Raw genomic sequence first — 25,325 nt, 5'->3', positions numbered from 1 at the left:
CCGAGAGCGTGCCGGGCACGGAGGACCCACCCTCCGTGCCCGGCACCGCCGCGTCCGCCGGCGGCGTGCCGACCGCCCGCGACGCCCCGCGGTGGTCAGGCCTTGCGGGCCGTACGCCGGTTGCCGAACGTCTCCATGGTGGTCGCCTTCTTCGCCGGCGCCCTCGTGGCCGAGGTGGTGCGGGACCGGGCCGGGGCCTTCTTGGCGGCCTTCCGCGCGGCGGCCGGCGTGGCGGGCGCCTTCTTCGGCGGCGCGTTCTTCGCGGCGGCCGCCTTCGCCGTCGGCCTGCGCGTGGGCGTGGCCGTGGTGGCGGACGTGTCCTTCTTCCGCGCGACCCGGGCCGTCGTGGCGGTCGGCTTCTCGCCGGGAGCCTTGGCCGCGCTCGCGCCGGTGGCCCGCTTCGTGGCTGCGGCGACCTTCTTCGCCGCCGCCTTCCGGTTCATCGGCGCCTTCTTGGCCCCGGTGGACTTCCGGGCCCCGCTCGGGCGGCTGCCCGGCGGGACGGCGTTCCTGCCTGCGGTCATCCTGGTCCTCCTCCGGTCTGCCGGCGTCGCCTGCTGCCGCACACCGGGCGCGGCGGGACCCGTGGGCGCGGCCGGCCCGGTCGCGCGGGTCTTCCCCGGGCTCTGGGCGGCAAACGCCGGGGGACATCCGCAGGCGAAAAAGTTAAGCAATCCCTTGACTATTGGGGGTGGCGGTGAAAGGTTAAGTGAGTGCCTAACCATCAGGTTCCGTTGGACCGGGTGTTCCACGCCCTCGCCGACCCGTCCCGGCGCGCCATCGTCGAGCGGCTCACGGCCGGGCCCGCGTCGGTGAGCGAACTGGCCCGGCCGCTGCGGATGACGCTGCCGGCGGTGCTCCAGCACGTCCAGGTCCTCGAGAGCAGCGGGCTGGTCGTGTCGGAGAAGGCCGGCCGGGTGCGCACCTGCCGGGTCGAGCCGGCCGCCCTGCGCGCCGCCGAGGTCTGGCTCACCGCGCGGCGCACCGCCTGGGAGCGCCGCCTGGACCGGCTCGACGACGTACTGGCCGGGGCAACGGAACCGACCACCACCGAGGAGGACCGACCATGACCACGACAGAGATCACCCACTCGACGTTCACCCTCGAACGCCACTACGCCGCGCCGCCCGCCACCGTCTTCTCGGCGTGGGCGGACCCGAGCGTCAAGGCCCGGTGGTTCGCCGGGCCGGACGCCGAGCACGAGCTGGACTTCCGGGTCGGCGGCCGCGAGCGGGCGATCGGCCGGCACGACGGCAGGGTGCTGACCTTCGAGGCCCACTACCAGGACATCGTGCCCGGCGAGCGGATCGTCAGCTGCTCCACGCTGTCGGCCGGTGACGCCCTCTCGACGGTCTCGATCACCACCGTCGAGTTCGTCCCGGACGCCGACGGCACCCGCCTCGTGCTGACCGAGCAGGGCACCTACCTGCCCGGGCACGAGCAGCCGGCCTGGCGCGAGCAGGGTACCGCGTCCCAGCTCGACGCCCTCGCCGCCGAGCTGGACGCCGCCGCGACCAGGGGGTGACGCCGCGCCGCGGGCGCGACGCGCGGGCCGTGGCAGGATGCGGTCCCGTGCGCACCATCACCACCGACCGCCTCCGGCTCCGCCCCTGGCGGGACGAGGACGCCGACTTCCTCCTGGACATGCAGTCGCGCTGGGAGGTCGTCCGCTTCCTCGGCGCGAACCCCACCGTGATGACGACCCGCGAGGAGGCGCTCGCCTCGATCGCCCGCCGCCGGGCCGTCGACCACCCCGTCCACGGGATCTGGGCGATCACCACGGCCGCCGACGACCGGCTCGCGGGCACCCTCCTGCTCAAGCCGATCCCGCTGTCGGCCGGTGAGACCACCGACGGGCCGGAGGAGGTGGAGATCGGCTGGCACCTGCACCCGGACGCCTGGGGGAAGGGATACGCCACCGAGGCGGCGGCGGCCGTCCTCGACGACGCGTTCCGCGCCGGTCTGGAGCGGGTCGTCGCCGTCACCTATCCCGACAACCACGCGTCGCAGGCCGTGTGCCGGCGGCTCGGCATGACCCACCTCGGCCGCAGCAGCCGCTACTACGACCTCGAGATGGAGCTGTTCGAGAAGCGGCGCGACTGACGCGCGGCCGCCCGCCCCGCTGTGGCCGGCGCGGTCGGGTGCCGGTCCCGGCGGGGGCGTCTCACCGCTGCGGGGCGCCCGCTCCGGTCGTGCCGCGCAGGGACGCCACCAACCGGCGGGTGATCCACAACGGCGAGGTCACGGCGTTACCCACCACGACGGCGTGCGCCCCCGCCGCGAAGGCCGCGTCGATCTGCTCGGCCGTCCGGTAGCGTCCCTCGGCGAAGACCGGCACCGGCACGGCGGCGGCGAGCCGGCCGACCAGGGCGACGTCCGGGCCGTCGGCGTGCGGGCTCGCCGCCGTGTACCCGGACAGCGTCGTGGCCACGGCGTCCGCGCCGGCGGCGACGGCCGCCACGCCCTCCTCCACCGTCGAGACGTCGGCCAGCACCAGGGCGGCCGTCCGGTCCCGCAGCGCGCGTACGGTGTCGGCGAACGTCCGCCCGTCGGGGCGGGGCCGGTCGGTGGCGTCCACCGCGACGATCGGGGCCCCGGCGAGCGCCACCTCGACCGCGTGCCCGGCGGTCGGGGTGATGAACACGTCCGCGTCGCCGTGCTTGTAGAGGCCGATCACCGGCACGTCCACGGCGGCGCAGACCGCCCGGACGTGCGCGGGACTGTTGACCCGGACGCCCACCGCGCCACCGCGCACCACGGCGGCCGCCACCCGGGCCTGCACGTACGCGTCCCGCATCGGGTCGCCCGGGTCGTCGGGCAGCGGCTGGCAGGACACCACCAGCCCGCCCGCCAGGTCGTCGAGCACGCTCACGTCGGTCGTTCCCTCCTCGGTGACGCCGCAGCGCCCCCGTCGTACGGATCCAGGGCCAGCCGGGCCGCGCCGACGGCGACGGCGTCCCCGCCGAGGGCGGCGGCCCGCAGCGGCACGTCGGCCCACGCCGGTGGCAGCTCGGCGGCGTACGCGGCCGCCGCGGCGGGCAGCAGGGCCTCGGCGGCGCCGCCCGCGAGCAGCACCACCGCCGGGTCGAGCAGGGCCACGAGCCCGGCGAGGGCGCGACCGAGCGCGGCGCCGGCCCGGGCGAGCACCGTCTCGGCGGCCGGGTCGCCGCCCCGGGCCCGTTGCGCGACCGCCCGCCCGTCGACGTGCGCGCCGGTCTCGGCGGCGTACGCGGCGGCCAGCCCGCTGCCGGAGGCGACGGCCTCCAGGTGCCCGTACCGGCCGCACCCGCAGCGCAGCCGCTCGGCGCCCGGCGCCGGCAGGTGGGCGACGGCCCCCGCGGCACCGCGCGCGCCCGTGTCGACATGACCGTCCCGCACGAGCGCCCCGCCGAGCCCCGTGCCGACGGCGACCAGCAGCAGGTCCGCGTCGCGCCGGCCGGCACCGGCCCAGGACTCGCCGAGCGCGGCGGCGTGCACGTCGTTGGCGACCCGCACCGGGCGGCCGAGCCGGTCGGCCAGCGCGTCGGCCACCGGCGTGCCCGCCCAGCCCGGCAACGAGTCGGTGGCGTACCGGATGGTCCCGGTGGCCGGGTCGACGGTGCCCGCGGTGCCGACCCCGACCGGCCCGTCGCCGGCCGCGGGCAGCAGCTCCGCGGCCAACCGGGCCGCGGTGTCGAGCACCGCCCGCGGCCCGCCGCGGGCGGGCGTGGGGGCCCGCCGCCGGTCCCGCACGCTGCCGTCCGCGCCGACCAGCGCGGCCACCGTCTTGGTGCCGCCGATGTCCAGGCCGACGACCGTCGGTGTGCTCATCCCTTGAGGCCGGTGTGGGCCAGGCCCTCGACGAACTGCTTCTGCGCGAGGACGAAGACCACCAGGACCGGCAGCGCGGTCATCGACGCCGCCGCGAGCTGGACGTTCCACATCGGGCCGCCGTACGCGTCGACGAACTGGGTGAGCGCCTGGGGCAGGGTGAACTTCTCCGGGGAGGAGAGGAACACGATCGGCTCCAGGTAGAGGTTCCAGCTGTGCAGGAAGGTGAAGATCGCCACGGCGCCGAGCGCGGGCCGGGACAGCGGCAGGGCGATCCGCCGGAAGGTGGCGAACCGGCCGAGCCCGTCGACGCGGGCGGCCTCCTCCAGCTCGGCGGGCAGGCTGATGAAGAACTGCCGCATGATGAACGTGGCCAGCACGCTCGGGGCGCCGAGGATCGGCACCAGGATGAGCGGCCAGTGCGTGTCGATCAGGCCGAGCTTGAAGAACATCTGGAACAGCGGGACGATCGTGACCTCGCTCGGGATGAGCAGCCCGGTGAGGACCACCAGGAAGAGCACGTTCTGGCCGCGGAACCGGATCCGGGCGAAGGCGTACCCGGACAGCGCCGACACCGCGAGCGTCCCCACGGTGACCACGAGCGCGATGTAGAGGCTGTTCAGGTACTGCCGGCCGAACGGCTGCAGCTCGAACACCCGCTGGTACGCCTCCAGCTGCGGGTGCACGGGCAGGAGCTGCGGCGGGAAGGCGAAGATGTCCGAGATCGGCTTCAGCGACGAGGTGACCATCCACCAGGTCGGGAAGACGAACGGGATCGCCAGCACCAGCAGCACCCCGTAGAGCACCACCTTGGTCCGGGGCGACAGGTCACGACTCATGGAAGACCCATCTCTTGCGCATCTGCCACTGCAGCACGGTGAGCGCGAGGACGATGCCGAACAGGACGATCGACAGCGTCGCGCCGTAGCCGAAGTGGTGGAACTGGAACGCCTGCTGGTAGAGGTAGTAGACGAGCACGGTCGTGGACGTCCCCGGCCCGCCCTGGGTGAGCACGGCGATCTGCGCGAAGACCTGCAACGAGCCGACCACCGTGATGATCGAGGTGAGCAGGATCGTCGGGCTGATCAGCGGCACGGTGATCCGCCAGAACTGGCGCATCCGGCTGGCGCCGTCGACCTCGGCGGCCTCGTACAGCTCCGCCGGCACGCCTTGGAGCGCGGCGAGGAACAGCACCATGTTGAGGCCGACGTTCTTGAAGACCTGTACGACGATCACCGAGAACATCGCGGTGCCCTCGCCGCGCAGCCAGTTCGGCCCGTCCACGCCGATCGTGTCCAGCAGCCCGTTGACACCGCCGTTGTCCTGGAGCAGGAAGCCCCAGACGATGGTCCAGGCCACCAGCGAGACGACGACCGGGGAGAAGAACAGGGTGCGGAAGACGATGGTGCCGCGCAGCTTCTGGTTGAGCAGGACGGCGAGCAGCAGTGCGAGGCCGAGGTTGAGCACCACGAGGCCCACGGAGAACAGCCCGGTGGCCCGCAGCACCGACCCGAGGTTGGGGTCGTCGGCCAGCGCGGCGTAGTTCTCGCCGCCCACGAAGTCGAACGTGCCGGCGAGCACGTTCCACTCGTGCAGGCTGTACCAGACGACCAGCACGAGCGGCAGGAAGACGAAGACGAGGCTGCCGATCAGCTGCGGCGCGATGAACAGGTAACCGGCGAGGTGGTCCCGGCGGCGGCTCGTCCAGTACGGCCGGGCGCGGGCCGGGGTGGGCGGGGCCGTCGCCCCACCCACCCTGATGTCCGTCTGGGACATGACCCTGCTGCCCTACTTCGCCAGCATCGGCTGGATCTTGGCGCAGAGGCCGTCGAGGACGGCCTTCACGTCCGCGTCCGGCTTCCACAGCGGGTCGAGGCCGGCGCGCACCTGCTGGCTCAGCTCGGCCTGCCCGGCGTGGTTGGGCTTCACCACGCCGCTGGTGATGCCGTCGATGACGACCTTCTGCAACTGTTCCGGCTTGAGCTTGGGGTTCGTCTTCGCGAGCGTCTCCGCGGTGAGCTGCGACTGCCGCGGCGGCGGGAAGAACTGCGCGAGCTTCGCCGAGTTGGCGGGGTTGGTGAGGAAGGCCAGGAAGTCGGCCGCCTGCTCGGCGTGCGGGCTCTTCTTCAGCACCCCGATGCCGGCCTGGCCGACGACGGCGTAGGGGCCCTTCGGGCCGGCCGGCAGCGGGACGAGGTCCCAGGCGAAGCCGTCGTCCTTCAGCAGCGACGCGCGGGAGATCTGCGTGATCGTCATGGCCGCGTCGCCGGCGAAGAAGTCCGCCGTGGTGCCCGGCCCCGGCAGGGCCTTGTCGGTGAAGATCGCCTTGTGGAGCGTGGTCATCGCGTCGACCATCTCCGGTGCGGCGAAGCCGCAGGACTTCCCGTCCTCGCTCCACGCCTGGGCGCCCCAGCCGGTCCAGAAGGTGGACAGGTTGTCCCAGCCCTTGTAGTCGAAGTCCCGGATGACCAGGCCCGCCTTGCCGGTGGCACGGGCGGTCGCGCCGGCGGCGGCGAGCGCCGCGTCCCACGTCCACTGACCGGCGGCGATCAGCTCCGCCGGTGTCTTCTGCCCGGCCTTCTTGAGCAGGTCGGTGTTCACGAAGACGCCGAACGGGGAGGTGGAGAACGGGTACGCGTAGAGCTTGCCGCCGTCCTGCCACAGCTTGAGCGTGGCGGGGGAGAGGTCCTCGTACTGGTAGCCCTCGGTCTTCTTGAGCGTGTCGTCCAGGGGCGCCAGCGCGCCGGAGGCGACGAAGTCCGGCGCGGAGTTCTCGAAGATCCAGGCCAGGTCGGGAGCGTTGCCGCCGGCGATCTGGGTGGTCAGCGTGGTCGTGTAGTTCTCGAACGGCAGCGGGTCGAACGTGATGGCGCTGACGTCCGGGTGGTTCTTGCGGTACTCGTCGGCGATCTCGTTGAGCAGCTTGAGGTGCGCCTCGTTCGCCGACCAGACGGTCATCCGGAGGCTGGCCGGGCCGTCGTCGGCCGAGTCACCGCCGCCGCCGCAGGCGGACAGCGCGAGCGCGCCGGCCACCGCCGCGGCGGCGACCCGCAGTCCTTGACGGGTTCTCACAATCATCTCCTCACCGGGGGTTTCAGTAGCCCGCGATCGTCGGCCAGCGCAGCTCCACGCCGTCGGCCGAGATACGGTCCTGGAAGTCGGCCAGCAGACGGGGGGTGCTGCGGACCGCGCGCGGGGACTCGCCCCGTGCCAGACAGAAGTCGGCGAGCAGGCCGGCGACCTCGCCGATGTTCCACTCGACCGGATGCAGCCGGTAGCTGCCGTTGGTGATGTGCGTGGTGCCGATGTTCTTGCCGGCGGGCAGCAGGTTCTCCACCCGCTGCGGGATGAGCGCGCCGAGCGGGATCTCGAAGGGGCAGGAGCCCACGTCGATGTAGTTGTCGCCGCCCGTGGACGGGTGCAGGTCGATGCGGTACATCCCGACGCCCACGGAGTCCGGGTAGCTCACGGCGCCGTGCTCGCCGCGTACGGCCAGCGACAGGTCCTGCTCCACGACCGTGTACTCGGCGCGGATGCGGCGCGACTCGCGGATGTACGGCGCCTGGGCCAGCCCGTCCCGGCTGCCGGTCACGTCGCCGCGCAGCCGCAGCCCGGGGAACCCGGTGCCGCCGTCGGGACGGGGCGCCTCGGTCTGGAGCCAGTACAGGACCGACAGGGACAGCTCACGCGCCTTGGCCAGGTGCCAGGCCGCGTTCGGCACGTCGATGACCGGCCCCTCGAAGTAGTCGATCATCGGCCAGTTCACGAGCGTGATGTCGCTGGCGTACGCGCCGGTGGTGAAGTTGCGCCGCGCGGCGATGCGCCGGAACGTCCACAGGTTGCCGTCGCCGGGGTTGAGCCGCTGGTCGGCGTTGACGGTGAGCGGGTCGTCGTCGGGGTTCGGGGTGAAGCTGCGCTCGACGATCTCCAGCGTCCGCGGGTGCGGGGAGCGCCACGAGAGCAGCCGGTCGCCCCAGAAGTCCGGCTTGTAGTCGCGCCAGAAGTCGTAGCCGGCGGGGCGGTCGATGGTGTGGTCGCCGTCGACGTGGTCGATGGCGAAGCAGACCGAGACGGCCTGCATGTTCATGGGCTGCGCCTCGGCGGGCGCGCTGGGCTCGCCGGTCTGGGCCTGCGACTCGAACCCGGTGACGTACTCGGTGCCGGACAGCGGCAGCAGCTCACCGGTCTCGGTGGCGTCCAGCACGTACGGCGCCGTGAGGTCGATGCGGTCGTCGCGGTCCCGGTGCGCCACGGTGACCCCCACGACCCGGTCGCCGTCGGTGGCCACGGCGACCGGCCGGTACGGCTGGAGCACCGTGAGCCGCCCGGAGCCCCGGTACGGCGCCAGCATGCCCTCCAGGACGGCGACGGCAACCCTCGGCTCGTGGCAGATCCGGCTCACCCAGCCGGCTCCCGGGTTCAGGTCCGTCCAGGCCCGGGAGCGCTCGGTGAGGGGGTAGTGCCGGCGGTAGTAGTCCCGGATGCCGTTGCGCAGCGCCCGGTAGCTGGCGGTGGCGCCGAACTGCTCGATCCAGGAGTGCTCGTCCGGTGGGACCGCCTGGCTGGTGAGCTGCCCGCCGAGCCAGTCGAACTCCTCGGTCAGGATGACCGACCGGCCGGCACGGGCGGCCGCGAGGGCCGCCGCGACGCCACCGAGCCCGCCACCGACGACGAGGACGTCCGCACGCATCTGTACCACTTGCTTCCTTCCGCTTGCGCGGCCGTCGCCTCAGGGGCGGCTGGCCGCCTGTCCGGGGGTGCCGAGGGTGTCGCCCTCGACGAGTTCGCAGGGGAGGAGCCGCTGCGGGACGTCGCTGGCGCTGCCGTCGATGACGCGGGCCAGGACCTCGACCGCCTGGCGGCCCATCTCCTCACGGGGGATGCGGAACCCGGTGAACGCCAGGTCCGTGGGGACCGGCACGGTCGGGTCGCCGAGGCTCAGCAGGGACAGGTCACGGGGCACGGCGAGGCCGCGCCGCCGGGCGGCCCGCTCCAGCGCCACGACGGTGGCGAAGTCCTCCACGAACGCCACCGTGCTGCGGTCGGCGAGCAGGTCGTCGAGGACCGTCTCGGCGTCCGCGGCGGTGGCCGAGCGGTGCCGGGCGCTCTCCGCGGCGGCCGCCGCCGCCAGGTAGCCGCGCCGCCGGTCCTCGGACGACTCGGCCGTGATGCCCATGCCCAGGTAGGTGAGCCGGCGGTGGCCCCGGTCGAGCGCCATCTCGACGAGGCGGCGCACGGCGGTGGCGTAGTCGGCGCCGACGTACGGCACCGGTCCGCCGGCGTCGTCGCGGCGGCCCACCGCCACGTACGGGTAGCCGTCGCGGTTGAGCCGGTGCAGCTCCTCGCCGTCGATCTCCTGGCCGAGCAGGATGCAGCCGTCGGCCAGGCGCAGCCGGTTGTCCTGGTGGAAGATCCGCCGCCGGCCGTCGACCACCGGCGCGCTGGTGAACAGCAGCAGGTCGCAGCCGACCCGTTCGGCGTACTCCTCGATGCCGAGCAGGAACGGGTGGAAGAAGTCCCGGCTGCCGCTGGGGAACGCGGGCTCGTACGTGAACACGCCGATGATCCGGTTGAAGCGGGCGGCGAGCCGCCGCGCGACCGGATCGGCGGCGTAGCCGGTCTCGGCGATGACCCGCAGCACCCGGTCCCGGGTCTCCGGTGCGATCCGCACGTCGGCGTCGGCCCGGTTGTTGAGCACGAGGGAGACCGTCGCCTGGCTGACGCCGGCCAGCCGGGCGATGTCACGCTGAGTGACACGTCGGGGGGTAGCGGGCACGGGGGTTCCTTCCGATGGCGCTAATACGCATTAGCGCGCGGCGTAGGAGGGAGCTTCGCGGCCCCACCCGGGAGATGTCAAGAGGGTGAACGAAGATTTCTCCGAGATGAATCCCCAGGAGTAATGCGCATTAGTCGAATCTGGACGCCCGCCGGTGGTCGCCTGGCCCTAGGCGAGCGGTGGTTTCGGGGCAGCCTCTTGACAGGAGTGGCCGGCGGCGGCAACCATTCGAGAAACGTCACTGCTAATACGTATTAGCACGCCGGGTCGGTTCACTCGCCCGGCGTCCCCCCGCCGTACCCGCGTCACCGAGCGTCACCATCTTGCGCGCTGTGGACCGCCCCCGACCGTCCACTGTCGCCCGTGCGGCGACCGCGACCGCGGCCACCGCGGGCGCGGACCATCCGGCCGACCGCGACCGGCCGGGCAGCCCGACCCGTCCCGAGAAGAGGAAGAGGCATGACGAGAGCACGTGTCGCACCGCCGCGCCGCGCCGTCGCGGCGATCGGCGCCGGCCTGCTGGTCACCGCCGGGGTCGCCACCCCGGCATCCGCCGACGCACCGGGGATCGACTTCCCCCGCTTCAGCTACGTGGGCGACGCCTTCGACAAGGCCGACCTCACCTACAACCCGACCAACGAGTTCATCTTCCCCAGCGTCATCCGCGCCGCCGACTACTTCCCGAACCCGCTCGGCACCTACTACCTCTACTACGCCCCCCACGAGCGCCCCGGCGGCATCGCCCTGGCCTACGCCGACTCGATCGACGGCCCGTGGACCGAGTACGCGGGCAACCCCCTGATCAGCAACACCTGGCTCCCGCACTACTCGACGGTCAGCCACGTCTCGTCCCCGCACGCGGTCTGGATCGAGGGCGAGGGCAAGCTCTTCCTCTACTACCACGGCGAGAACTCGATCACCCGCTACGCCACCTCCGAGGACGGCATCCACTTCACCTACGGCGGCACCGCGGTGAGCCGTGACGCCACCACCGGCGGCGAGACCTCCTACGCCCGGGTGTTCGAGCAGGCGGTACCCCGCCTGGGCAGCCGCTACCTCATGGTCTTCATGGACAACCCGACCGCCGCGCTGCCCGGCCCGACCGGGCCGGTGTCCCGCCGGATCCGCTGGGCGGTCTCCCCGGACGCCCGCACCTGGACCATCCAGCCGGAGCCGCTCGTGACCCCGCAGGGTGACGAGGGGCCCAACGCCTCCGGCCCGTTCTTCCTCCGCTGGCAGGACCGCAACCTGGTGATCTACCACGCCGCCGACGGCAACATGCACGCCGTCGACGTCGGCGAGAACTTCGACCAGGAGATCCACCTCGGCGTCGTCCACGACTCGATGACCGCCGCGCCGGACCTCGGCCGCTCGGCCGCGCCGACGTTCTACTTCGACGGCCGCACGGCGCACATGTACTACGAGGCCGGCGGTCGGCTCAGTGCGACCATCGGCCACGCCGTGGCCACCCTGCCCGAGCCGGTGCCCACCCGGCAGCTCGACTGCACCGTCGACCAGCCGGTCCTGTGGCCGCCGAACCACCGGATGGTCGACGTGACGGTGGACGTGGACCTGCCCGACGGGGTGCTCGGCCCGAACGCGTTCGCGCTGACCGCCGTCAGCGGCGGCGACGCCGCGGACGTCAGCGGCTTCACCACCGGTACCCCGGACACCGCCGGCCGGCTGCGGGCCGAGCGCGCCGGCAACGGCGGTGACCGCGTCTACACGTTGACGTACGCGGGGCACGACGAGATCGGCCGGCCGGTCGGCTGCACGGTCACCGTCACCGTGCCGCACGACCAGGGGGCCTGACCGACCCCACCCGCCGCCCGCGGCTCCCACCGGTCACCCGGTCGGGAACGCGGGCGGCCCTATTTCGGTTGCCCACCCCGGCCCGCGCTGGTCGACTGGGCGGGAGACACCACGACCGGAGGGAGCGAGAGATGCGAGCCGCGTCCATGTCCAACCACCAGGGAACGTTCATCGACCCGAAGGACATGACGCTTCGTGAAGACCCTCAACGTCGGGATCCTCGCCCATGTTGACGCCGGAAAGACCAGCCTGACCGAACGCCTGCTGCACGCCGTCGGCGTCACCGACGAGATCGGCAGCGTGGACGACGGGACGACGCGCACCGACACGCTGGCGCTGGAGCGGCGGCGCGGCATCACCATCCGCTCGGCCGTCGTCTCCTTCGTGGTCGACGACGTCACGGTCAACCTCGTGGACACGCCCGGCCACCCGGACTTCATCGCCGAGGTGGAACGGGTCCTCGACCTGCTCGACGGCGTGGTGCTCGTGGTCTCCGCCGTCGAGGGCGTCCAGGCGCAGACCCGGGTGCTGATGCGGACGCTCCAGCGCCTGCGCCTGCCGACCCTCATCTTCATCAACAAGATCGACCGGGCGGGCGCCGACCCCGACCGGGTGCTGCGGGACATCGCGGCGCGGCTGACGCCGCGCGTCGTGGCCACCGGCACGACGCACGCGCCCGGCACCCCGCACGCCCGGTTCGTGCCCCACCCCGACACCGACCCGGCGTACGCGGCCCGCCTGCTCGACCTGCTCACCGTGCACGACGAGCGCCTCCTCGCGGCGTACGTGCAGGAGCCGGCGCGGCTGACCGGCCGGCGGCTGCGCGCCGCGCTGGCCGCGCAGAGCCGTGGCGCGCTGGTGCACCCGGTGCTCGCCGGGTCCGCGATCACCGGGGCGGGCGTGGACGCGCTGACGGCCGCCCTGACCGGGTTGCTGCCCGTGCGGACGCAGGACGGGCGGGGCCCGGCGTCGGGGACGGTCTTCAAGGTGGAGCGGACCGCCGCCGGCGAGAAGGTGGCGTACGTCCGGATGTTCGACGGCACCGTGCGGGTCCGCGACCGCGTGCCGGTGGGCTCGCGGGTCGCGACGGTCACCGGTGTCGACCTCTTCGACCGCGGGTCGACCGTGCGCGCCGAGGCCGTGACCGGCGGCCGGATCGCGCTCCTGCGCGGGCTCGGCGACGTACGGATCGGCGACCCGGTCGGGGCGGTCCGCGCCGGCGCGGCCGGCCACCACTTCGCCCCGCCCAGCCTGGAGACGGTCGTGGTGCCCGAGCGCGACGCGCAGCGGGCGGCCCTGTACGCCGCGCTCACCGAACTGGCCGAACAGGACCCGTTGATCAACGTCCGGCGCGACCCGCTCCGGCGGGAGATCACCGTGTCGCTCTACGGCGAGGTGCAGAAGGAGGTCCTCCAGGCGATGCTCGCCGACGAGTACGGCATCGCGGTCACCTTCCGCGAGACGACCGCCGTCTTCGTCGAACGGCCCGTCGGCACCGGCGCGGCCGTCGAGCTGATCGGGGTGGCGCCCAATCCGTTCCTGGCGACCGTGGGGCTGCGGGTCGCGCCGGGCGCGCCGGGCAGCGGTGTGACCTTCCGGCTCGGCGTCGAACCGGGCTCGATGCCGCCGGCCTTCTTCACCGCGGTGGAGGAGACCGTGCGGGAGACGTCGTCCCAGGGACTGCACGGCTGGCAGGTGCTCGACTGCGCGGTCACCATGACCCACGCCGGTTACTGGGCGCGGCAGAGCCACGCGCACGGCACGTTCGACAAGAGCATGTCGAGCACGGCCGGGGACTTCCGCAACCTCACGCCGCTGGTGCTCATGGCCGCGCTGCGGGAGGCGGGCACCCGCGTGGAGGAGCCGGTGCACCGGTTCCGCCTGGAGGTCCCGGCCGACGTGCTCTCCGCCGTGCTGCCGGTGCTCGCCCGGCAGGAGGCCGTGCCGCACGCGACGCTCACGCAGGGCGCGTCGGCGGTGGTCGAGGGGCTGGTGCCGGCGCGGCGGGTGCACGAGGTGGAGCGCCGGCTGCCCGGGCTGACCCGCGGCGAGGGGATCCTCGAGGCGGCGTTCGACCACTACCGTCCGGTCCGGGGCGCGCCGCCGCGGCGGGCCCGCTGGGACCACGACCCGACCGACCGCAAGGGTTACCTGCTCGCCGTCAACCGGCGGGTGGCCCGAGGCGGTGCGCGGTGAGGCGCCCCGAGCGGCCCCGCGCCGGGGCGGCCCCCACCGGGGCCGGACGCACCCGGGCGGGCCGCACGCCCGGCGGCGCGAACGCGTCCGGGAGCGACCGGACGGTTCCTGTGCTGTGGTTGTGCGGCCCTCCCGGCGTCGGCAAGACCGCGGTCGGCTGGGAGATCTACGAGGGCCTGGTCCGGTCGGGGATCCAGACGGGCTACGTCGACATCGACCAGCTCGGGATGTGCTACCCGGAGGTGGCCTCGGATCCCGGGCGGCACCGGATGAAGGCACGCAACCTCGACGCGGTGGTCCGCGGTCACCGGGCGGCCGGGGCCCGGTGCGTGGTGGTGTCCGGCGTGGTCGACGCCCGGCACGGCGTGCACCGCGACGCGCTGACGGGGATGTCGTTGACGGTCTGCCGGCTGCGGGCCGACGAGGACGAGCTGGCCCGGCGGTTCGTCGGCCGGCAGGGACACGCCGACGCGCTGCCGCACGTCCTTCGGGAGGCCGCGGACCTCGACGCCGGCGCGGTCGGCGACGTGTGCGTCGACACCACGGGCCTGACGGTGGCCGAGGTCGCCCGCCGGGTGCGGGAACGGGTGCCGGGCTGGCCGGCGACCGGCGGGCACGGCTCACCGTCCCCGGCCGATCCAAGGGGCCACACCGACGCCGCAGCCGTCACGGGCCCGTCGTCCGTGCTGTGGGTGTGCGGCGCGACCGGTGTCGGCAAGTCCACCGTCGCCTTCCAGGTCTACCTGAAGGCGCTCCGCGCCGGGCTCACGGCGGCGTACGTCGACCTCGACCAGCTCGCCATCTGCGGCCCCACGCCGGCCGACCACCGGCTGAGGGCCGGCACCCTCGCGGCCGTGTGGCGCACCTACCGCGAGGCCGGTGCCGCGGCGCTCGTCATGGCCGGACCCGCGGAGGACCGGTACGCCCTCGACCGGTACGTCCGTGCGCTGCCGACGGCGACGGTGACGGTGTGCCGACTGCACGCCGGCCGTGACGAGCTGACCCGCCGGATCCTGCGCCGGGGCCGGGGCCGCGGCAGCTGGCCGCAACCAGGGGACCCGCTGGTCGGCCAGCCGGTCACCCGCCTGCGCCACGTGGCCGACCAGGCCGCGCGCGACGCCGACGCCCTGGAACGGGCCGCGATCGGCCACCGGATCCCCACCGACGGGCGCACCGTCGAGGAGGTCACCGCGATGGTCCTCACCCACGCCGGATGGGCGCACTAGCCAGCGGCCGGCCGACCTCAGGCCAGGTCGAGCTGCACGGTGGCGATCTCCCACGGGCGCAGCGGCAGCCGGAGCCGGCCCTCGGCATCGACGGGCAGCGGCTCACCCGGCCGGCCGAGCAGGTCGGCGCGGCGGGCGCCGCGTACGGCCCGGCCCGCCCCGATCACCGCCGTCGTCGCCTCCGGCGTCTCGGCCACCACCCGCGCCTCGATCCGGCCGTCCCGGGCCCGGACGCTGGTCAACGCCACCCCCGCGCCGGTCACCGCCAGGCCGGTGACCGGCTCCGGCAGCGCGCCGGCCGGACCGGCCGTGCCCGCGAAGGACAGCAGCTCGTGCCGGTAGTGCTCGGCGGCCTCGACCACCCCCGCCGTGTGCCAGTCCCCGCGGAACGGCAGCACGGCCAGCTCCACGCTGCGCGCGCCGCGGCACTGCGCCTGCGGCGTGGGCACCTGCGGCCCGGCGGGCTCGTCACGCAGCGCGTGCCGGTTGCGCGACAGCATCCCGATCGACCGCAGGACCGTGACGGCCAGTTCCCGCCCGGAGTCGGTCAGCTCGTACTCGGTGGGCTGGGTCAACAGCGCCGCGAGCGACCCGCCCGGCCCGCCGGCGGCCACGAACCCGGAGGCCGGGAACGTGGGCAGCGGCACCTCACCACCGCCGCCCTCCGCGGTCAACCCGCGCTCCACGACCGCGAACTGCCCCTCGGCGTACGACACGGAGGCGGGCGACGGCAGCGGCAGGTGCAGGCGTACGCGGTGGTCGTCGCAGCGGTTGTCGAACTCCACCCGCAGGCGGACGAACGGCTCGCCGGCCCGCAGCTCGACGCGGGTGGTGACGACGATCGCCTCCCGGTCCACCGCCCGGGAACCCGCGTCGACGTCGGCCGCCACGGGCCAGCGGTACTCGCGTACCACGTCGAGGACGGCGAGCAGCGGCCCGCGGTGGCGCGGCACGACGCGGACCGCCCGGGGCTTGTCGACCAGTTCGTCGGCGGCCGGCGGGGCGTAGTTGTAGCTGTCGCCCACGTCGCCGCCGTCCACGATCCGCCCGACCCCGTCCACGGTGAGCCCGTCCGGCGTGGACAGTCGCAGCGTGCCGTCGCCGGCCACGTCGACGCGCAGCAGGCCGTTGTCCAGGGCGCGGTCGTCGGCCGTCGACACGGTCGGCGGTCGCGGGGCGCCGTCGGGGGCCCCCGCGGGCGGCCCGGCCTCCGCCGCGGCGGGTGGGCCCGCCACGGGCCGCACCGCGGCGTGGCCGAGCGCCGGCACGTCGACCAGGGCCGCGACGGTCATCCGGGGCGCCGCGACGATCCGTACCCGCCACCGGTCGGCCGGCGCGGCCTCCGCGAGCGCCAGCCGCACGTCCTCGACGTCGAAGGCGGGGTCACCGTGCCGGGCGACCTCGAACGTGAGCGTGGCGTCGGCCGGCGACACGGACCAGCCGGTGACCTCCTGGCCGTACAGTTCGGTGCCGTGCACGCGGGTGAGCACCGCGGGCAGGTCGGCGGCGGGCACCACCTCGTCGGCGAGCACCGTGCGGGCCCGGTCGAGCACCTGGGCGGGCAGCGTCCGCCCGTCCGCCGTGGCCAGCGCCACCGCGTCCCCGGCCGGTGCCCCGCCGGCCCCGGTCGGGGCCTGGACGTCGAGGCGCACCAGCGCCGTCCGGGGCGCCGGGCTCGGGTTGAACAGCAGGTACCCGTCGCGGGGCACCGCCGCGGCGAGCCGCGCGCCGACCAGGTCGCAGACGGCGCGGCCGAGCTGGTCGGCCTCGGCGAGCCGGGCCGCCACCTGCTCGGCGGTCTCGTCGCACCCGCAGCCGGTCACCGAGTCGTGGCAGCTCGCGTCGATCAGCCGGGCCCACGCCATGTCGAGGAAGCGTTGGACGGACGGATCGTGGAACAGTGCGGCCAGCGGCTCCGCGTACCGCTCGACCCGACGCTCCGCGCGGCCCATCGCCTGCTTGAGGTGGGCGCGCACCGAGATGACGCCGGGCAGGATGTTGGCCCGCGCGTGCGACCGCAGCTCCCCGCGTACGGTGGGCAGTCCGTCGACGCTGGTCGGCTGGGTGGCGAAGTACTCGGCGAGGGTGCCCAGGCGCAGCGCCACGCCGTCGACGTCCGCGGCGGCCAGCCGGTCGGGCGCGTCCGGGGCCGGGGCGGCGTGGTCCGTGCCGTACATGGCGAGCACCGGGCCGGTGGCGCCCTGCGGCCGCCAGGCGGCGAGCCGGGCGGCCAGGTCGGTGGCCCGGCGGGTGACCAGGGCTGGGTCGTCCATGATGCCGGCCGCGTTGCCGTACCCGCCCGGCAGGTACTCGGTGCGGATCGTGGTGCCGTCGGGGGCCTGCCAGGCGAACGCGTGGGTCCGCACCCGGTCCGGCACGCCACGGAACACGCAGGCGTGGGCGAGGCCCGCACCCGCGAGGATCTGCGGCATCTGCGCGATGTGGCCGAACATGTCGGGCAGGTAGCCGACCGGCATGGCGCCGCCCAGCTCGGCGCTGCGGGTCAACCCGCGCTCCAGGTTGCGGACGATGTTCTCCCCGCTGCACAGGAACTCGTCCAGCAGGATCTGCCACGGGCCCACGGCGAGCCGGCCGGCGCGGACCAGGTCGACCACCTGGCCCCGCCGCTCCGGGCGGACCTCCAGGTAGTCGTCGACGGCGGCGAGCTGCCCGTCGAGTGTGAACCGTTGCCGCTCGTCGCGCGCCATCCGGTCGAACACCTCGTCGAGCAGGGCCACCAGCCGCAGGCGGAACCGCTGGAACGGCTCGTACCACTCGCGGTCCCAGTGGGTGTGCGGAACCACGATGATCTCGGTCGGTTGCGCCATCAGCTCGCCGCCTCTCCGCCGATCGCCACCCCGGTCAGCTCACCGTAGCGGCGTACCACCTGCTGGCTGGTCCGTATGTCGGCCGCGCCCCCGTCGATGCCGGTCAGCGGGGCGGCGCCCGCCGTGACCATCGCGTGGAAGGCGACCAGTTCCTGCTCGAACGCCTCGGTGACCGACCGGAACACGCTGCGCCGCTCGCCGCCGCCGTGGTCGTCGACCACGGTGAGCGCGGTCGGCGCGTTGAGCAGGTACGGCGACGGGAAGACCAGTTCCAGCGAGCCGCGGGCGTGGTGCAGCGTCACGGTCTCCCGGTAGGCGGGGTAGTCCGGCAGGTTGAGCCAGCGGATCCCGTACCGGCCGCCGCCGGGCAGCTGCCCGCTGATGTCCACCGAGGGTTCGGCCGGCCCGCCGGGGCGTACCGGCCAGGTCGTCACGTGGTCCACGGTGGCCGGTGCGCCGGTGAACAGCCGCAGCAGCGACAGGTCGTGGCAGACGCTGTTGACGAGGATCCGGTAGAGGGTCCGGGCGCGGGGGTCGGCGCCGACGGCGGCGTCGAGCAGGGCCTCGTCGGCCGCCCGCAGCCGGGCCGCCTCGCCGGCCGGCACGTCGCCGGGCGCCGGCGGCAGGTTGGCGAACGCGAGCTGCCGGTCGCCGCCGGCGTGCAGCACGGTCACCTCCACGGCGTGCACCCGTTCGGGCCCCCCGAGGTCGTCGAGCAGGCGGGCGGCCTCGGCGACCGCCGGGTCGTACTGCTTCATGTAGCCGACCATGAGCGCCGGCGTGCCGCCGCCCAGCTCGGCGAGGCGGTCCGCCTCGGCGAGGGTGTAGGCGAGGGGCTTCTCGCACAGGACCGGCAGGCCGGCGCGCAGGGCCTGCGCGGCCAGGTCGCCGTGGGAGCCGGAGGTCGCCAGCAGGACGGCGTCGTACCCGCCGTCGGCGAGCATCGCCGCCGCGTCGGTGTAGCGGCGGCCGTCCTCGACGCCGTACCGGCCGCCCAGCTCGGTGACCCGGGTGGGGGAGAGGTCGCAGAGGGCGACCACGTCGAACAGGTCGTCGCGGCGTTGCAGCAGGGGCAGGTGCACCGTGCGGGAGATGATGCCGAGGCCCGCCACCGCGATCCGGATCCGCTTGCCCGGCTCGGTCATCGCCGCACCCCCGCCAGCCAGCGGAGGTTCGCGGCCTGGTCCGTGCGGGTCCGGTCGAGGTCGCGGCCCCGGGCCGGGGCGTCCTGCTCGATGACCAGCCAGCCGGTGTAGCCGCCCTCGTCGAGGGCGGCGAGGACGCCGGCGAAGTCGACGTCGCCCGCGCCGAGCGGGCAGAACCCGCCGGCGGCCACCACGTCGGTGAGGCCGCCGCCGGCCGCGCGGACCCGTTCGTGGACGGCGAGGTCGGCGTCCTTCAGGTGGACCTGCGCGATGCGCCCGGCCCAGCGGCGCGCCGCCGCGACCGGGTCGCCGCCGGCCAGCAACAGGTGCCCGGTGTCCAGGCACACGTTGACGTCGGTGAGTTCCAGCAGCCGGTCGGCCTCGGCCTCGCTCTCCACCTGCGTGCCGAGGTGGTAGTGGAAGACCGGTTCCAGGCCGCGCTCGCGGCAGCGGTCGGCGGCCCGCTGGACGCGGGCGGCGAAGGCGGGCCAGTCCCCGGCCGGCAGCCCGGTGCCCGGGTCGGCGGGGACGCCGGGCCGGGCCATGCGCGCCGGGTCGCCGGGGCAGGCGAGCGTGGGCCGGGGCGCGAAGCGCGGGTCGTCCACCGGCGCCGCGGTGAACGCGTCGAGGGCCGCGTCGAGCTGGGCGAGGTCGGCCTCGAAGCCGTCGGGGTCGGCGTAGCGAAGGTCGACCCACCCGCCGGCCAGACTGAGGCCCGCCGTGGTGAGCCGACGGGCCAGCGTGTCGCCGGTGCCGAGGTAGCCGATCGGCCCGGAGTCCACCCCGTCGTACCCGTCCCGGGCCAGCGAGGCCAGCAGGTCGTCCGGGCCGAACTCCACCTCGTCGGGCTGGTAGATGCCGTGGTTCACGGGTGCGCCGGCCACCCGGGTCCGTCCGGTCAGCTGCACAGTGCGATCACCTCCATGCGGTGGGACTCCAGGACGTGCAGGCCGTCGCCGGCGGGGAACCGGCACCGGTCGCCGCGTACGACGCGGTGGCGCCCGTCGGGGTGTTCGAGCAGCGCGCCGTCCGCGTCCAGGGCCAACAGTTCGTCGCCGACGCGCAGGAGCAGAGGCGCGCCCGGGCCCGCGGAGACGGCGGTACGGCCGGCGCGCAGCGCGTCGACCACCGCGGCCTCGACGGGCCGGTCGGGGTCGACCAGCAGCCAGGTCGTCGGGGAGCCGGGTGGGGCGTCGTCACCGGGACGGTGGAAGTCGCTGCCGCCGACGGGCACTACGTCGGGGCGCCACGCCCGGGCCCAGGCCAGCGGGGCGCCCCAGGTGCGGTCCCACCAGCCGGAGTGCCACACCTCGGCCAGCCGGGTCCGGTCGGTCAGCGGCTGCCGCCAGGCGCAGTCGCCGCCGAGGGGATGGTTGACCGACATCGCCCCGCCGGCCCGCTCGGCGGTGGCCCGCCACTCGTCCGGCGGCCGGCGGAAGTCCACCCAGCCGACCGGCCCGAACACGTTGGCGTGGCCACGGTCGGTGGTGACCTCCTGCCCGGGCACCAGGGCGATCCCGTAGCGGGCGGACGCGGCCGGCAGCCACGGGTGGTGGCTGACCGTGTTGTGGTCGGTGACCGCGAGGAAGTCCAGGCCGCGGCCGGCCGCGAGGGCGGCCAGCTCGTCGACGGTGCACGACCCGTCGCTGTGCACGGTGTGCGCGTGCAGGTCGCCGGCGATCCAGCGGAGGCCGTCCACGGCGGGCAGGTCGCGCCGCGGCGGGCGCTCCGGACGGGGCGGCGCCGCCGGCGGCGGTGGCTGCGGCGGTGCGGTGGTGGCGACCGTCGCGGTCACCTCGTAGTCGAGCCCCTCGGGCGGGATCCGGTGCAGCCGCAGCAGCACCCGCCACTCGCCGGGCTCCAGCTCGCCGGGAAGGTAGCCGGGGGTGGCCCAGCCGGCGGTGATGGTGAACGTGTCCCGGGCGCCACCGGACCAGCCGCGGAAACCGGCCGGGCCGAGACAACCGAGGTCGAGCACCCCCGCGTCGCGCGGGTGATCGAGCCGTACGGTCAGCGCGGCGGTGCCGGGCGGCACGGTGACCGGCAGCTCCCGCAGCACGGCGTCGGCCCGGTCGGCGAGGGTCCAGCGGCCCCGGTGGGTGGTCACTGCTCGGCGCCGGCGGCGGTGCGGGCGGCGGGCACGGCCGGGGTCGCCTCGGGGGTGACCAGCTCCCCGTCCCGGTAGAGCAGGGACCGGCCCGGCCGGGGCACCACCCACCCGGTGTCACCCGGCGCCGGCTCCCGCCCCTCGGGGACGACGACCTGGAGGCTGGTGCCGGGGGTGTCGCCGGCCGGCGCGTCGGCGGGCTGCAGGTCGAGGGAGACCAGCGAGAAGCTGCCCAGGTTCTCCACGACCACCACCCGTCCGCGTAGGCCGCCGGACGCCGGTTCGGCGGTGTGGTCGAGGTACTCGGGGCGTACGCCGTAGGTCAGCTTCTCGCCGTCGGTGACCTGGACGCCCTCGGGCACCGGCAGCCGGGTGCCGGCGACGACGAGTTCGCCGTCGCGGACCTCGGCGTCGACGAGGTTCATCGGCGTGGAACCGATGAACCCGGCCACGAACGTGTTGGCCGGGCGGCGGAAGACCTCGGTGGGGGTGCCGACCTGCCGGATCCGGCCGCCCTCCATGACGGCGATCCGGTCGGCGAGGGCGAGCGCCTCGGCCTGGTCGTGCGTGACGAAGACGGTGGTGACGCCGAGTTCGCGTTGCAGCCGCTTGAGGAAGGTGCGGGCCTCCAGCCGCAGGCGGGCGTCCAGGTTGGACAGCGGCTCGTCGAGGAGGAATACCTGCGGGTGGCAGGCCATCGCCCGGGCCAGCGCGACCCGCTGCTGCTGCCCGCCGGAGAGCTGCCCGGGCCGGCGCTGCAACAGCGCGCCGAGCCCCAGCTCGTCGGCGGTCTCGGCGGCCTTGTCGGCGCGGGCGCGGCGGTCGACCTTCTTGATCCGCAGCGGGTAGGCGATGTTGTCCTGCACGGTCATGTGCGGGAACAGCGCGTAGTCCTGGAAGACCATCGCGACGTCGCGCCGGCCCGGCGGCAGCGCGGTGACGTCCCGCTCACCGATGTGTACGCGCCCACCGGACGCGGTCTCCAGGCCCGCGATGGTGCGCAGCAGGGTGGTCTTGCCGCAGCCGGACGGACCGAGCAGGGCGAAGAACTCGCCGTCGGCGATCTCCAGGTCGAGGGCGTCCAGGGCGCGTACCCCGTTGGGGTAGACCTTGGTCAGCTCGCGCATCGTGATGGCGGACATCAGCGCTTGATCCCTCCGTGGAAGCGGAATCCGTACCGGCTGCTGACGAAGACGAACATGAGCGCCACCGGCAGCGAGTAGAGCAGGGAGAACGTGGAGAGCAGCCGCAGGTCGGCCTGGCCGCCCTCGGTGTAGAGGGTGTACATGATGACCGCGGCGGGCGCCTTCTCCGGCCCGCGCAGCAGCAGGAACGGCACCAGGAAGTTGCCCCACACGTTGGCGACCGCCCAGACGCCCACGGTGGCGAGGCCGGGCCGGACCACGGGCACCACGATGTGCCGCATGATCTGCAGCGGGCTGGCGCCGAAGACCCGCGCCGACTCCTCGTAGGACGTCGGCGTGGCGTCCATGAAGTCCTTGAGGATGAAGATCGCGGCGGGGAGCAGCCCGCCGCTGAGGATCAGGATGACGCCGAGCCGCGAGTCGATGAGGTTGAGCCGGAAGGCCAGCTCGAACAGGGGCACCATGGTGGCCGTGCCGGTGACGATCGAGGAGAGCAGCAGCAGCCCGTAGAGCAGCGCGTCCCGCCCGGGGACCCGCACGCGGCTCAGCGCGTACGCGGCCAGCGCCGCGAACGTCACCACCAGCACGGCCGTGCCGGCGGCCAGGTAGACCGAGTTGAGCAGCGAGCTGAGGGCGTACGGGTTGTCGAGCAGGGCCCGGAAGTTGTCCAGGGTGAACCGCGGCAGCGACGCGGTGATCGTCGGCGTCTCGTCGAACGGCGCGGTGGCGAGCCACAGCAGCGGCAGCGCGAAGAACCCGAGCACGGCGCAGAGGAAGACGTAGCGCCCGATGCGGGAGAGCACGTGCCGCACGGCGACGGGCGCGGCGCCGGGCGCCGGACGGTCGGTGCGGGCCGGGGCGGTCCGGGTCGCGGTGCTCACGCCGTCTCCTTCCGCCGACCCAGCATCCGCAGGTAGACCAGCGCGATGACCAGGTTGATGAGCAGCATGACGAACGAGATGGCGGCGCCGAAGCCCAGCTCGCCGCCGGACAGCGCCACCTTGTAGACGTAGACCGGCAGGATCTCCGACCGCTGCTCGGGCCCGCCCGCGGTGATGAGGAACGGCGCGAAGTCGTTGAACGTCCAGAGGCTGATGAGCAGGAGGTTCGTCAACACGTGCCCGCGGATGCGGGGGAAGACCACGTCGCGCAGCTGCTGCCAGGTACCGGCGCCGGCCAGCCGGGCGGTCTCCAGGTGCGAGCGGGGCACGTTCTCCAGGGCCGCGGCGTAGAGCATCATCGAGAACGCCGTCCCGCGCCAGGTGTTGAACACGATGATCGACAGCATCGGGTGGTCGAGCAGCCACGCCGTGCCGGGGATGCCGAGCAGCGCGTTGAGCGTCCCGCCGTCGCGGTCGAGCAGGGCGATCCAGAGGAAGGCGACCACGGAGCTGGGCAGGATCCAGGACAGCAGCACGAACCCCTCGACCAGGCGGCGCAGCGGGCCGCGGCGGTCGCGCAGCGCGTACGCGATGGCGAAGCCGAGCCCGGCCTGGCCGATGACCGCCGACCCGAGCACGAACTGGAGGGTGAGCACCAGCGAGCTGCGGAACCGCTCGTCGGTCAGGGCCCGGGTGTAGTTGTCCAGCCCGACGACCTCGGGGTTGGCGGCGGCCAGGCCGGTGAGCCGGTAGTTGGTGACACCCAGGTAGATCGTCCACGCGGCCGGCACGACCAGGAAGAGCAGGATCAGCACCATGCCCGGCACGAGGAACCCGGTGGCGCGTGCACGGCCGAGGCCGGCGGCGTCGGGGGCGGCGCCGGTGGCCCGGCGCCGCCCCTTCACCGCCTGGTCAGGAGGTGACGTTACCGGGGCCACCGACGATCCCTTCGACCTTCTTCTGGTACGCGGCGGCCGCCTGGTCGGCGCTCGTGCCGGACGCGGCGGCGGCGGTCGCCTCCTGCAGCGCCACCGACACCTGCGGGTACACGGCCAGCGGCGGCCGGTACGCGGTGACGGGCAGGACCTTCTCGGTGATGAAGCTCAGCATCGGGTCGCCCGCGAGGACCTCCTTGTTGACGTCCGTGCGGGCGGTGATCCGCTTCTCGCCGGCCAGCTCGGCCTTGACCCCCTCGGCGGAGTGCATGAACGACAGCAGCTCCCACGCCTGGGACGGGAACTTCGAGTGGGGGTTGAGTACCCGTACGCCGCCGCCGGACATGCTCACGAAGTCCTGGCCGCGGATGCCGGCGCCGGGCTGCTTCGCGGGGATCAGCGCGTAGCCGACGGTGGTGTCGCGGTCGGCCATCTTGGCGATGCCGCTGGTGGGGTTGACGACGCTGCGCCAGAAGTAGTCGCCCTCGGCGAGGATGCCGATCTTGCCGGCCGCGAACTCCGCGAAGGACTTGTCGCGCCCCTTGGCCTCCTGCTGGAGCTTCGGGTCGCCGAGGCCGCCGCCGTAGACCTTCGCGTAGAAGTCCAGCATGTCCTTCACCGGCTGGGTCGCGCCGGCCCACTTGCCGTCGGCGTAGATCTCCCCGCCCGCCCCGGCGAGCAGGGGCAGCGCGCCCTGCATGGTGGTGGCCTCGCCCATGGCCGTGCCGGCGTTGATCTGGATGGGGGTCACGCCCGGCAGAGTCTTGAGCTTGGCGCCGGCGTCGAGGATCTCCTGCCAGCTCGTCGGCTGCCACTCGGCGGGGAGCCCGGCCTGGGCGAAGAGCTTCTTGTTGTAGTAGAGGACGCGGCCGTCGGTGCCCAGCGGGATGCCGTACCGCTTGCCCTCGAAGGAGCCCAGGCCCTGCACGGTCTCCGGGATCTGCGACCAGCCCTCCCAGGAGTCCACCTCGCCGCCGGCCACGTCGGACAGCGGCTTGAGGTAGCCGGCCTGGACGAACTCGCCGACCCAGATGCCGTCCAGCGCGATGACGTCGGCGCCGCCCTTCGAGCGCAGGTCGAGCGCGATCTTGGTCTTGTACTGCTCGTCGTCGACGCCGCTGGGGACGAAGGTGACCTTCGCGGTGACGCCCTTGGCCTTCTGCGCCTCGACGAACCGGGGGATCACCCACTTCTCGATCCACTCCGCGCCCGCGGAGTTCTTCCCGCCCACGATGGAGTTGGCGGCGATGGTGAGGGTGATGTTCTTCGCGTCCTTGCCGGCGGGCTCGGACGAGTCACCGCAGGCCGTGGCGGCGAGGGCGACGGCGGTGAACGCGGCGAGCACGCCCAGTGCGTGTCTCGGTTTGGCTGACATGGGCTGCTTCCCTTCGCAAGGAGAGACTTCGAAGAGACTCGCGGGTAGCCCGCCGGCCGCAGGTCACCAACCGGCGTGCTTGCGGCCAC

Annotated in this window: 22 protein-coding genes; 6 read left to right on the top strand and 16 right to left on the bottom strand. The window is 74.2% G+C overall.

Features of this window, described 5'->3' with window-relative positions; all coding sequences use genetic code 11:
* Nucleotides 1-95: 95 nt before the first annotated feature.
* On the bottom strand, nt 96-524 hold the full coding sequence (locus OG994_RS10775; RefSeq protein ID WP_328853057.1) for a hypothetical protein: 429 nt from the start codon (nt 522-524) through the stop codon (nt 96-98).
* 189 nt (nt 525-713) lie between these two features.
* Here OG994_RS10775 and OG994_RS10770 point away from each other — a divergent pair, with 189 nt between their 5' ends.
* The 3 genes from OG994_RS10770 to OG994_RS10760 are packed head-to-tail and all read left to right on the top strand — an operon-like array spanning nt 714 to nt 2,103.
* Entirely contained in the window at nt 714-1,070 is a 357-nt protein-coding gene (locus tag OG994_RS10770) for an ArsR/SmtB family transcription factor (protein ID WP_120330136.1), read from the top strand.
* Nucleotides 1,067-1,525 carry an SRPBCC family protein gene (locus OG994_RS10765; protein ID WP_328853056.1) on the top strand — a complete coding sequence of 153 codons (459 nt, stop codon included), beginning with the start codon at nt 1,067-1,069 and terminating at the stop codon, nt 1,523-1,525. The genes OG994_RS10770 and OG994_RS10765 overlap by 4 nt, the downstream gene beginning before the upstream one ends.
* 47 nt (nt 1,526-1,572) lie before the next feature.
* Nucleotides 1,573-2,103, top strand: a complete 531-nt coding sequence (locus OG994_RS10760) for a GNAT family N-acetyltransferase (RefSeq protein WP_120330138.1) — start codon at nt 1,573-1,575, stop codon at nt 2,101-2,103.
* A gap of 61 nt (nt 2,104-2,164) precedes the next feature.
* On the opposite strand, the gene OG994_RS10755 is transcribed toward OG994_RS10760, so the two are convergent.
* Genes OG994_RS10755 through OG994_RS10725 form a run of 7 tightly spaced genes read right to left on the bottom strand, consistent with a single transcriptional unit; the run spans nt 2,165 to nt 9,586 of the window.
* The gene (locus tag OG994_RS10755; RefSeq protein WP_120330139.1) at nt 2,165-2,872 is read right to left on the bottom strand and encodes an N-acetylmannosamine-6-phosphate 2-epimerase; all 708 of its coding nucleotides are present in this window, start codon (nt 2,870-2,872) and stop codon (nt 2,165-2,167) included.
* Nucleotides 2,869-3,810: an ROK family protein gene (locus OG994_RS10750; protein ID WP_328853055.1), complete on the bottom strand. Its 942-nt coding sequence runs from the start codon at nt 3,808-3,810 to the stop codon at nt 2,869-2,871. The genes OG994_RS10755 and OG994_RS10750 overlap by 4 nt, the downstream gene beginning before the upstream one ends.
* Entirely contained in the window at nt 3,807-4,649 is an 843-nt protein-coding gene (locus OG994_RS10745) for a carbohydrate ABC transporter permease (protein ID WP_120330141.1), read from the bottom strand. The genes OG994_RS10750 and OG994_RS10745 overlap by 4 nt, the downstream gene beginning before the upstream one ends.
* Nucleotides 4,639-5,586 (bottom strand): carbohydrate ABC transporter permease, encoded by a 948-nt coding sequence (locus tag OG994_RS10740; protein WP_120330142.1) that lies wholly within the window; start codon nt 5,584-5,586, stop codon nt 4,639-4,641. The genes OG994_RS10745 and OG994_RS10740 overlap by 11 nt, the downstream gene beginning before the upstream one ends.
* Nucleotides 5,587-5,598: 12 nt before the next feature.
* On the bottom strand, nt 5,599-6,882 hold the full coding sequence (locus OG994_RS10735) for an ABC transporter substrate-binding protein (protein ID WP_240033063.1): 1,284 nt from the start codon (nt 6,880-6,882) through the stop codon (nt 5,599-5,601).
* 22 nt (nt 6,883-6,904) lie between these two features.
* Nucleotides 6,905-8,500, bottom strand: a complete 1,596-nt coding sequence (locus tag OG994_RS10730) for an FAD-dependent oxidoreductase (protein ID WP_328853054.1) — start codon at nt 8,498-8,500, stop codon at nt 6,905-6,907.
* 39 nt (nt 8,501-8,539) lie between these two features.
* The gene (locus OG994_RS10725) at nt 8,540-9,586 is read right to left on the bottom strand and encodes a LacI family DNA-binding transcriptional regulator (protein ID WP_328853053.1); all 1,047 of its coding nucleotides are present in this window, start codon (nt 9,584-9,586) and stop codon (nt 8,540-8,542) included.
* Nucleotides 9,587-10,045: 459 nt separating this feature from the next.
* Here OG994_RS10725 and OG994_RS10720 point away from each other — a divergent pair, with 459 nt between their 5' ends.
* The 3 genes from OG994_RS10720 to OG994_RS10710 all read left to right on the top strand — a co-directional run bounded on the left by OG994_RS10720 (nt 10,046) and on the right by OG994_RS10710 (nt 14,820).
* Complete coding sequence (locus OG994_RS10720; protein WP_328853052.1) at nt 10,046-11,398, top strand: glycoside hydrolase family protein; 1,353 nt, start codon at nt 10,046-10,048, stop codon at nt 11,396-11,398.
* 195 nt (nt 11,399-11,593) lie between these two features.
* Nucleotides 11,594-13,594, top strand: coding sequence for a translation factor GTPase family protein (locus OG994_RS10715; RefSeq protein WP_328853051.1), 2,001 nt, complete (start codon nt 11,594-11,596; stop codon nt 13,592-13,594).
* Nucleotides 13,595-13,713: 119 nt separating this feature from the next.
* Nucleotides 13,714-14,820: an AAA family ATPase gene (locus OG994_RS10710; protein ID WP_328853050.1), complete on the top strand. Its 1,107-nt coding sequence runs from the start codon at nt 13,714-13,716 to the stop codon at nt 14,818-14,820.
* Nucleotides 14,821-14,837: 17 nt separating this feature from the next.
* Here the strand turns inward: OG994_RS10710 and OG994_RS10705 are convergent, their stop codons facing one another.
* From OG994_RS10705 to OG994_RS10670, 8 genes are read right to left on the bottom strand one after another with little or no spacing between them, the layout of a single operon-like run.
* Complete coding sequence (locus tag OG994_RS10705) at nt 14,838-17,648, bottom strand: glycoside hydrolase family 38 N-terminal domain-containing protein (RefSeq protein ID WP_328853049.1); 2,811 nt, start codon at nt 17,646-17,648, stop codon at nt 14,838-14,840.
* Nucleotides 17,648-18,793 carry a Gfo/Idh/MocA family protein gene (locus OG994_RS10700; RefSeq protein WP_328853048.1) on the bottom strand — a complete coding sequence of 382 codons (1,146 nt, stop codon included), beginning with the start codon at nt 18,791-18,793 and terminating at the stop codon, nt 17,648-17,650. The genes OG994_RS10705 and OG994_RS10700 overlap by 1 nt, the downstream gene beginning before the upstream one ends.
* Nucleotides 18,790-19,701, bottom strand: a complete 912-nt coding sequence (locus OG994_RS10695; protein ID WP_328853047.1) for a sugar phosphate isomerase/epimerase family protein — start codon at nt 19,699-19,701, stop codon at nt 18,790-18,792. Before OG994_RS10695 ends, OG994_RS10700 begins: the two co-directional genes overlap by 4 nt.
* Nucleotides 19,692-20,900, bottom strand: a complete 1,209-nt coding sequence (locus tag OG994_RS10690; protein ID WP_328853046.1) for a CehA/McbA family metallohydrolase — start codon at nt 20,898-20,900, stop codon at nt 19,692-19,694. Before OG994_RS10690 ends, OG994_RS10695 begins: the two co-directional genes overlap by 10 nt.
* Nucleotides 20,897-22,042, bottom strand: a complete 1,146-nt coding sequence (locus tag OG994_RS10685; protein WP_328853045.1) for an ABC transporter ATP-binding protein — start codon at nt 22,040-22,042, stop codon at nt 20,897-20,899. The genes OG994_RS10690 and OG994_RS10685 overlap by 4 nt, the downstream gene beginning before the upstream one ends.
* Nucleotides 22,042-22,926, bottom strand: a complete 885-nt coding sequence (locus tag OG994_RS10680) for a carbohydrate ABC transporter permease (RefSeq protein WP_204985244.1) — start codon at nt 22,924-22,926, stop codon at nt 22,042-22,044. Before OG994_RS10680 ends, OG994_RS10685 begins: the two co-directional genes overlap by 1 nt.
* The gene (locus tag OG994_RS10675) at nt 22,923-23,864 is read right to left on the bottom strand and encodes a carbohydrate ABC transporter permease (RefSeq protein WP_204985245.1); all 942 of its coding nucleotides are present in this window, start codon (nt 23,862-23,864) and stop codon (nt 22,923-22,925) included. The genes OG994_RS10680 and OG994_RS10675 overlap by 4 nt, the downstream gene beginning before the upstream one ends.
* The gene (locus OG994_RS10670; protein WP_120330152.1) at nt 23,839-25,236 is read right to left on the bottom strand and encodes an extracellular solute-binding protein; all 1,398 of its coding nucleotides are present in this window, start codon (nt 25,234-25,236) and stop codon (nt 23,839-23,841) included. The genes OG994_RS10675 and OG994_RS10670 overlap by 26 nt, the downstream gene beginning before the upstream one ends.
* Nucleotides 25,237-25,325 lie beyond the last annotated feature (89 nt).

Source organism: Micromonospora globbae (assembly GCF_036184225.1).
GTDB lineage: Bacteria > Actinomycetota > Actinomycetes > Mycobacteriales > Micromonosporaceae > Micromonospora > Micromonospora globbae.
The sequence above is the reverse complement of the archived record's forward strand: the minus strand, read 5'-3'. Positions and strand labels throughout refer to the sequence as shown.

Bases quoted from the DNA above. Each gene is read 5' to 3' on its own strand.
- OG994_RS10775 (WP_328853057.1), bottom strand. From the start codon at position 524: ATGACCGCAGGCAGGAACGCCGTCCCGCCGGGCAGCCGCCCGAGCGGG.
- OG994_RS10765 (WP_328853056.1), top strand. From the start codon at position 1,067: ATGACCACGACAGAGATCACCCACTCGACGTTCACCCTCGAACGCCAC.
- OG994_RS10750 (WP_328853055.1), bottom strand. From the start codon at position 3,810: ATGAGCACACCGACGGTCGTCGGCCTGGACATCGGCGGCACCAAGACG.
- OG994_RS10745 (WP_120330141.1), bottom strand. From the start codon at position 4,649: ATGAGTCGTGACCTGTCGCCCCGGACCAAGGTGGTGCTCTACGGGGTG.
- OG994_RS10740 (WP_120330142.1), bottom strand. From the start codon at position 5,586: ATGTCCCAGACGGACATCAGGGTGGGTGGGGCGACGGCCCCGCCCACC.
- OG994_RS10730 (WP_328853054.1), bottom strand. From the start codon at position 8,500: ATGCGTGCGGACGTCCTCGTCGTCGGTGGCGGGCTCGGTGGCGTCGCG.
- OG994_RS10720 (WP_328853052.1), top strand. From the start codon at position 10,046: ATGACGAGAGCACGTGTCGCACCGCCGCGCCGCGCCGTCGCGGCGATC.
- OG994_RS10705 (WP_328853049.1), bottom strand. From the start codon at position 17,648: ATGGCGCAACCGACCGAGATCATCGTGGTTCCGCACACCCACTGGGAC.
- OG994_RS10700 (WP_328853048.1), bottom strand. From the start codon at position 18,793: ATGACCGAGCCGGGCAAGCGGATCCGGATCGCGGTGGCGGGCCTCGGC.
- OG994_RS10685 (WP_328853045.1), bottom strand. From the start codon at position 22,042: ATGTCCGCCATCACGATGCGCGAGCTGACCAAGGTCTACCCCAACGGG.
- OG994_RS10670 (WP_120330152.1), bottom strand. From the start codon at position 25,236: ATGTCAGCCAAACCGAGACACGCACTGGGCGTGCTCGCCGCGTTCACC.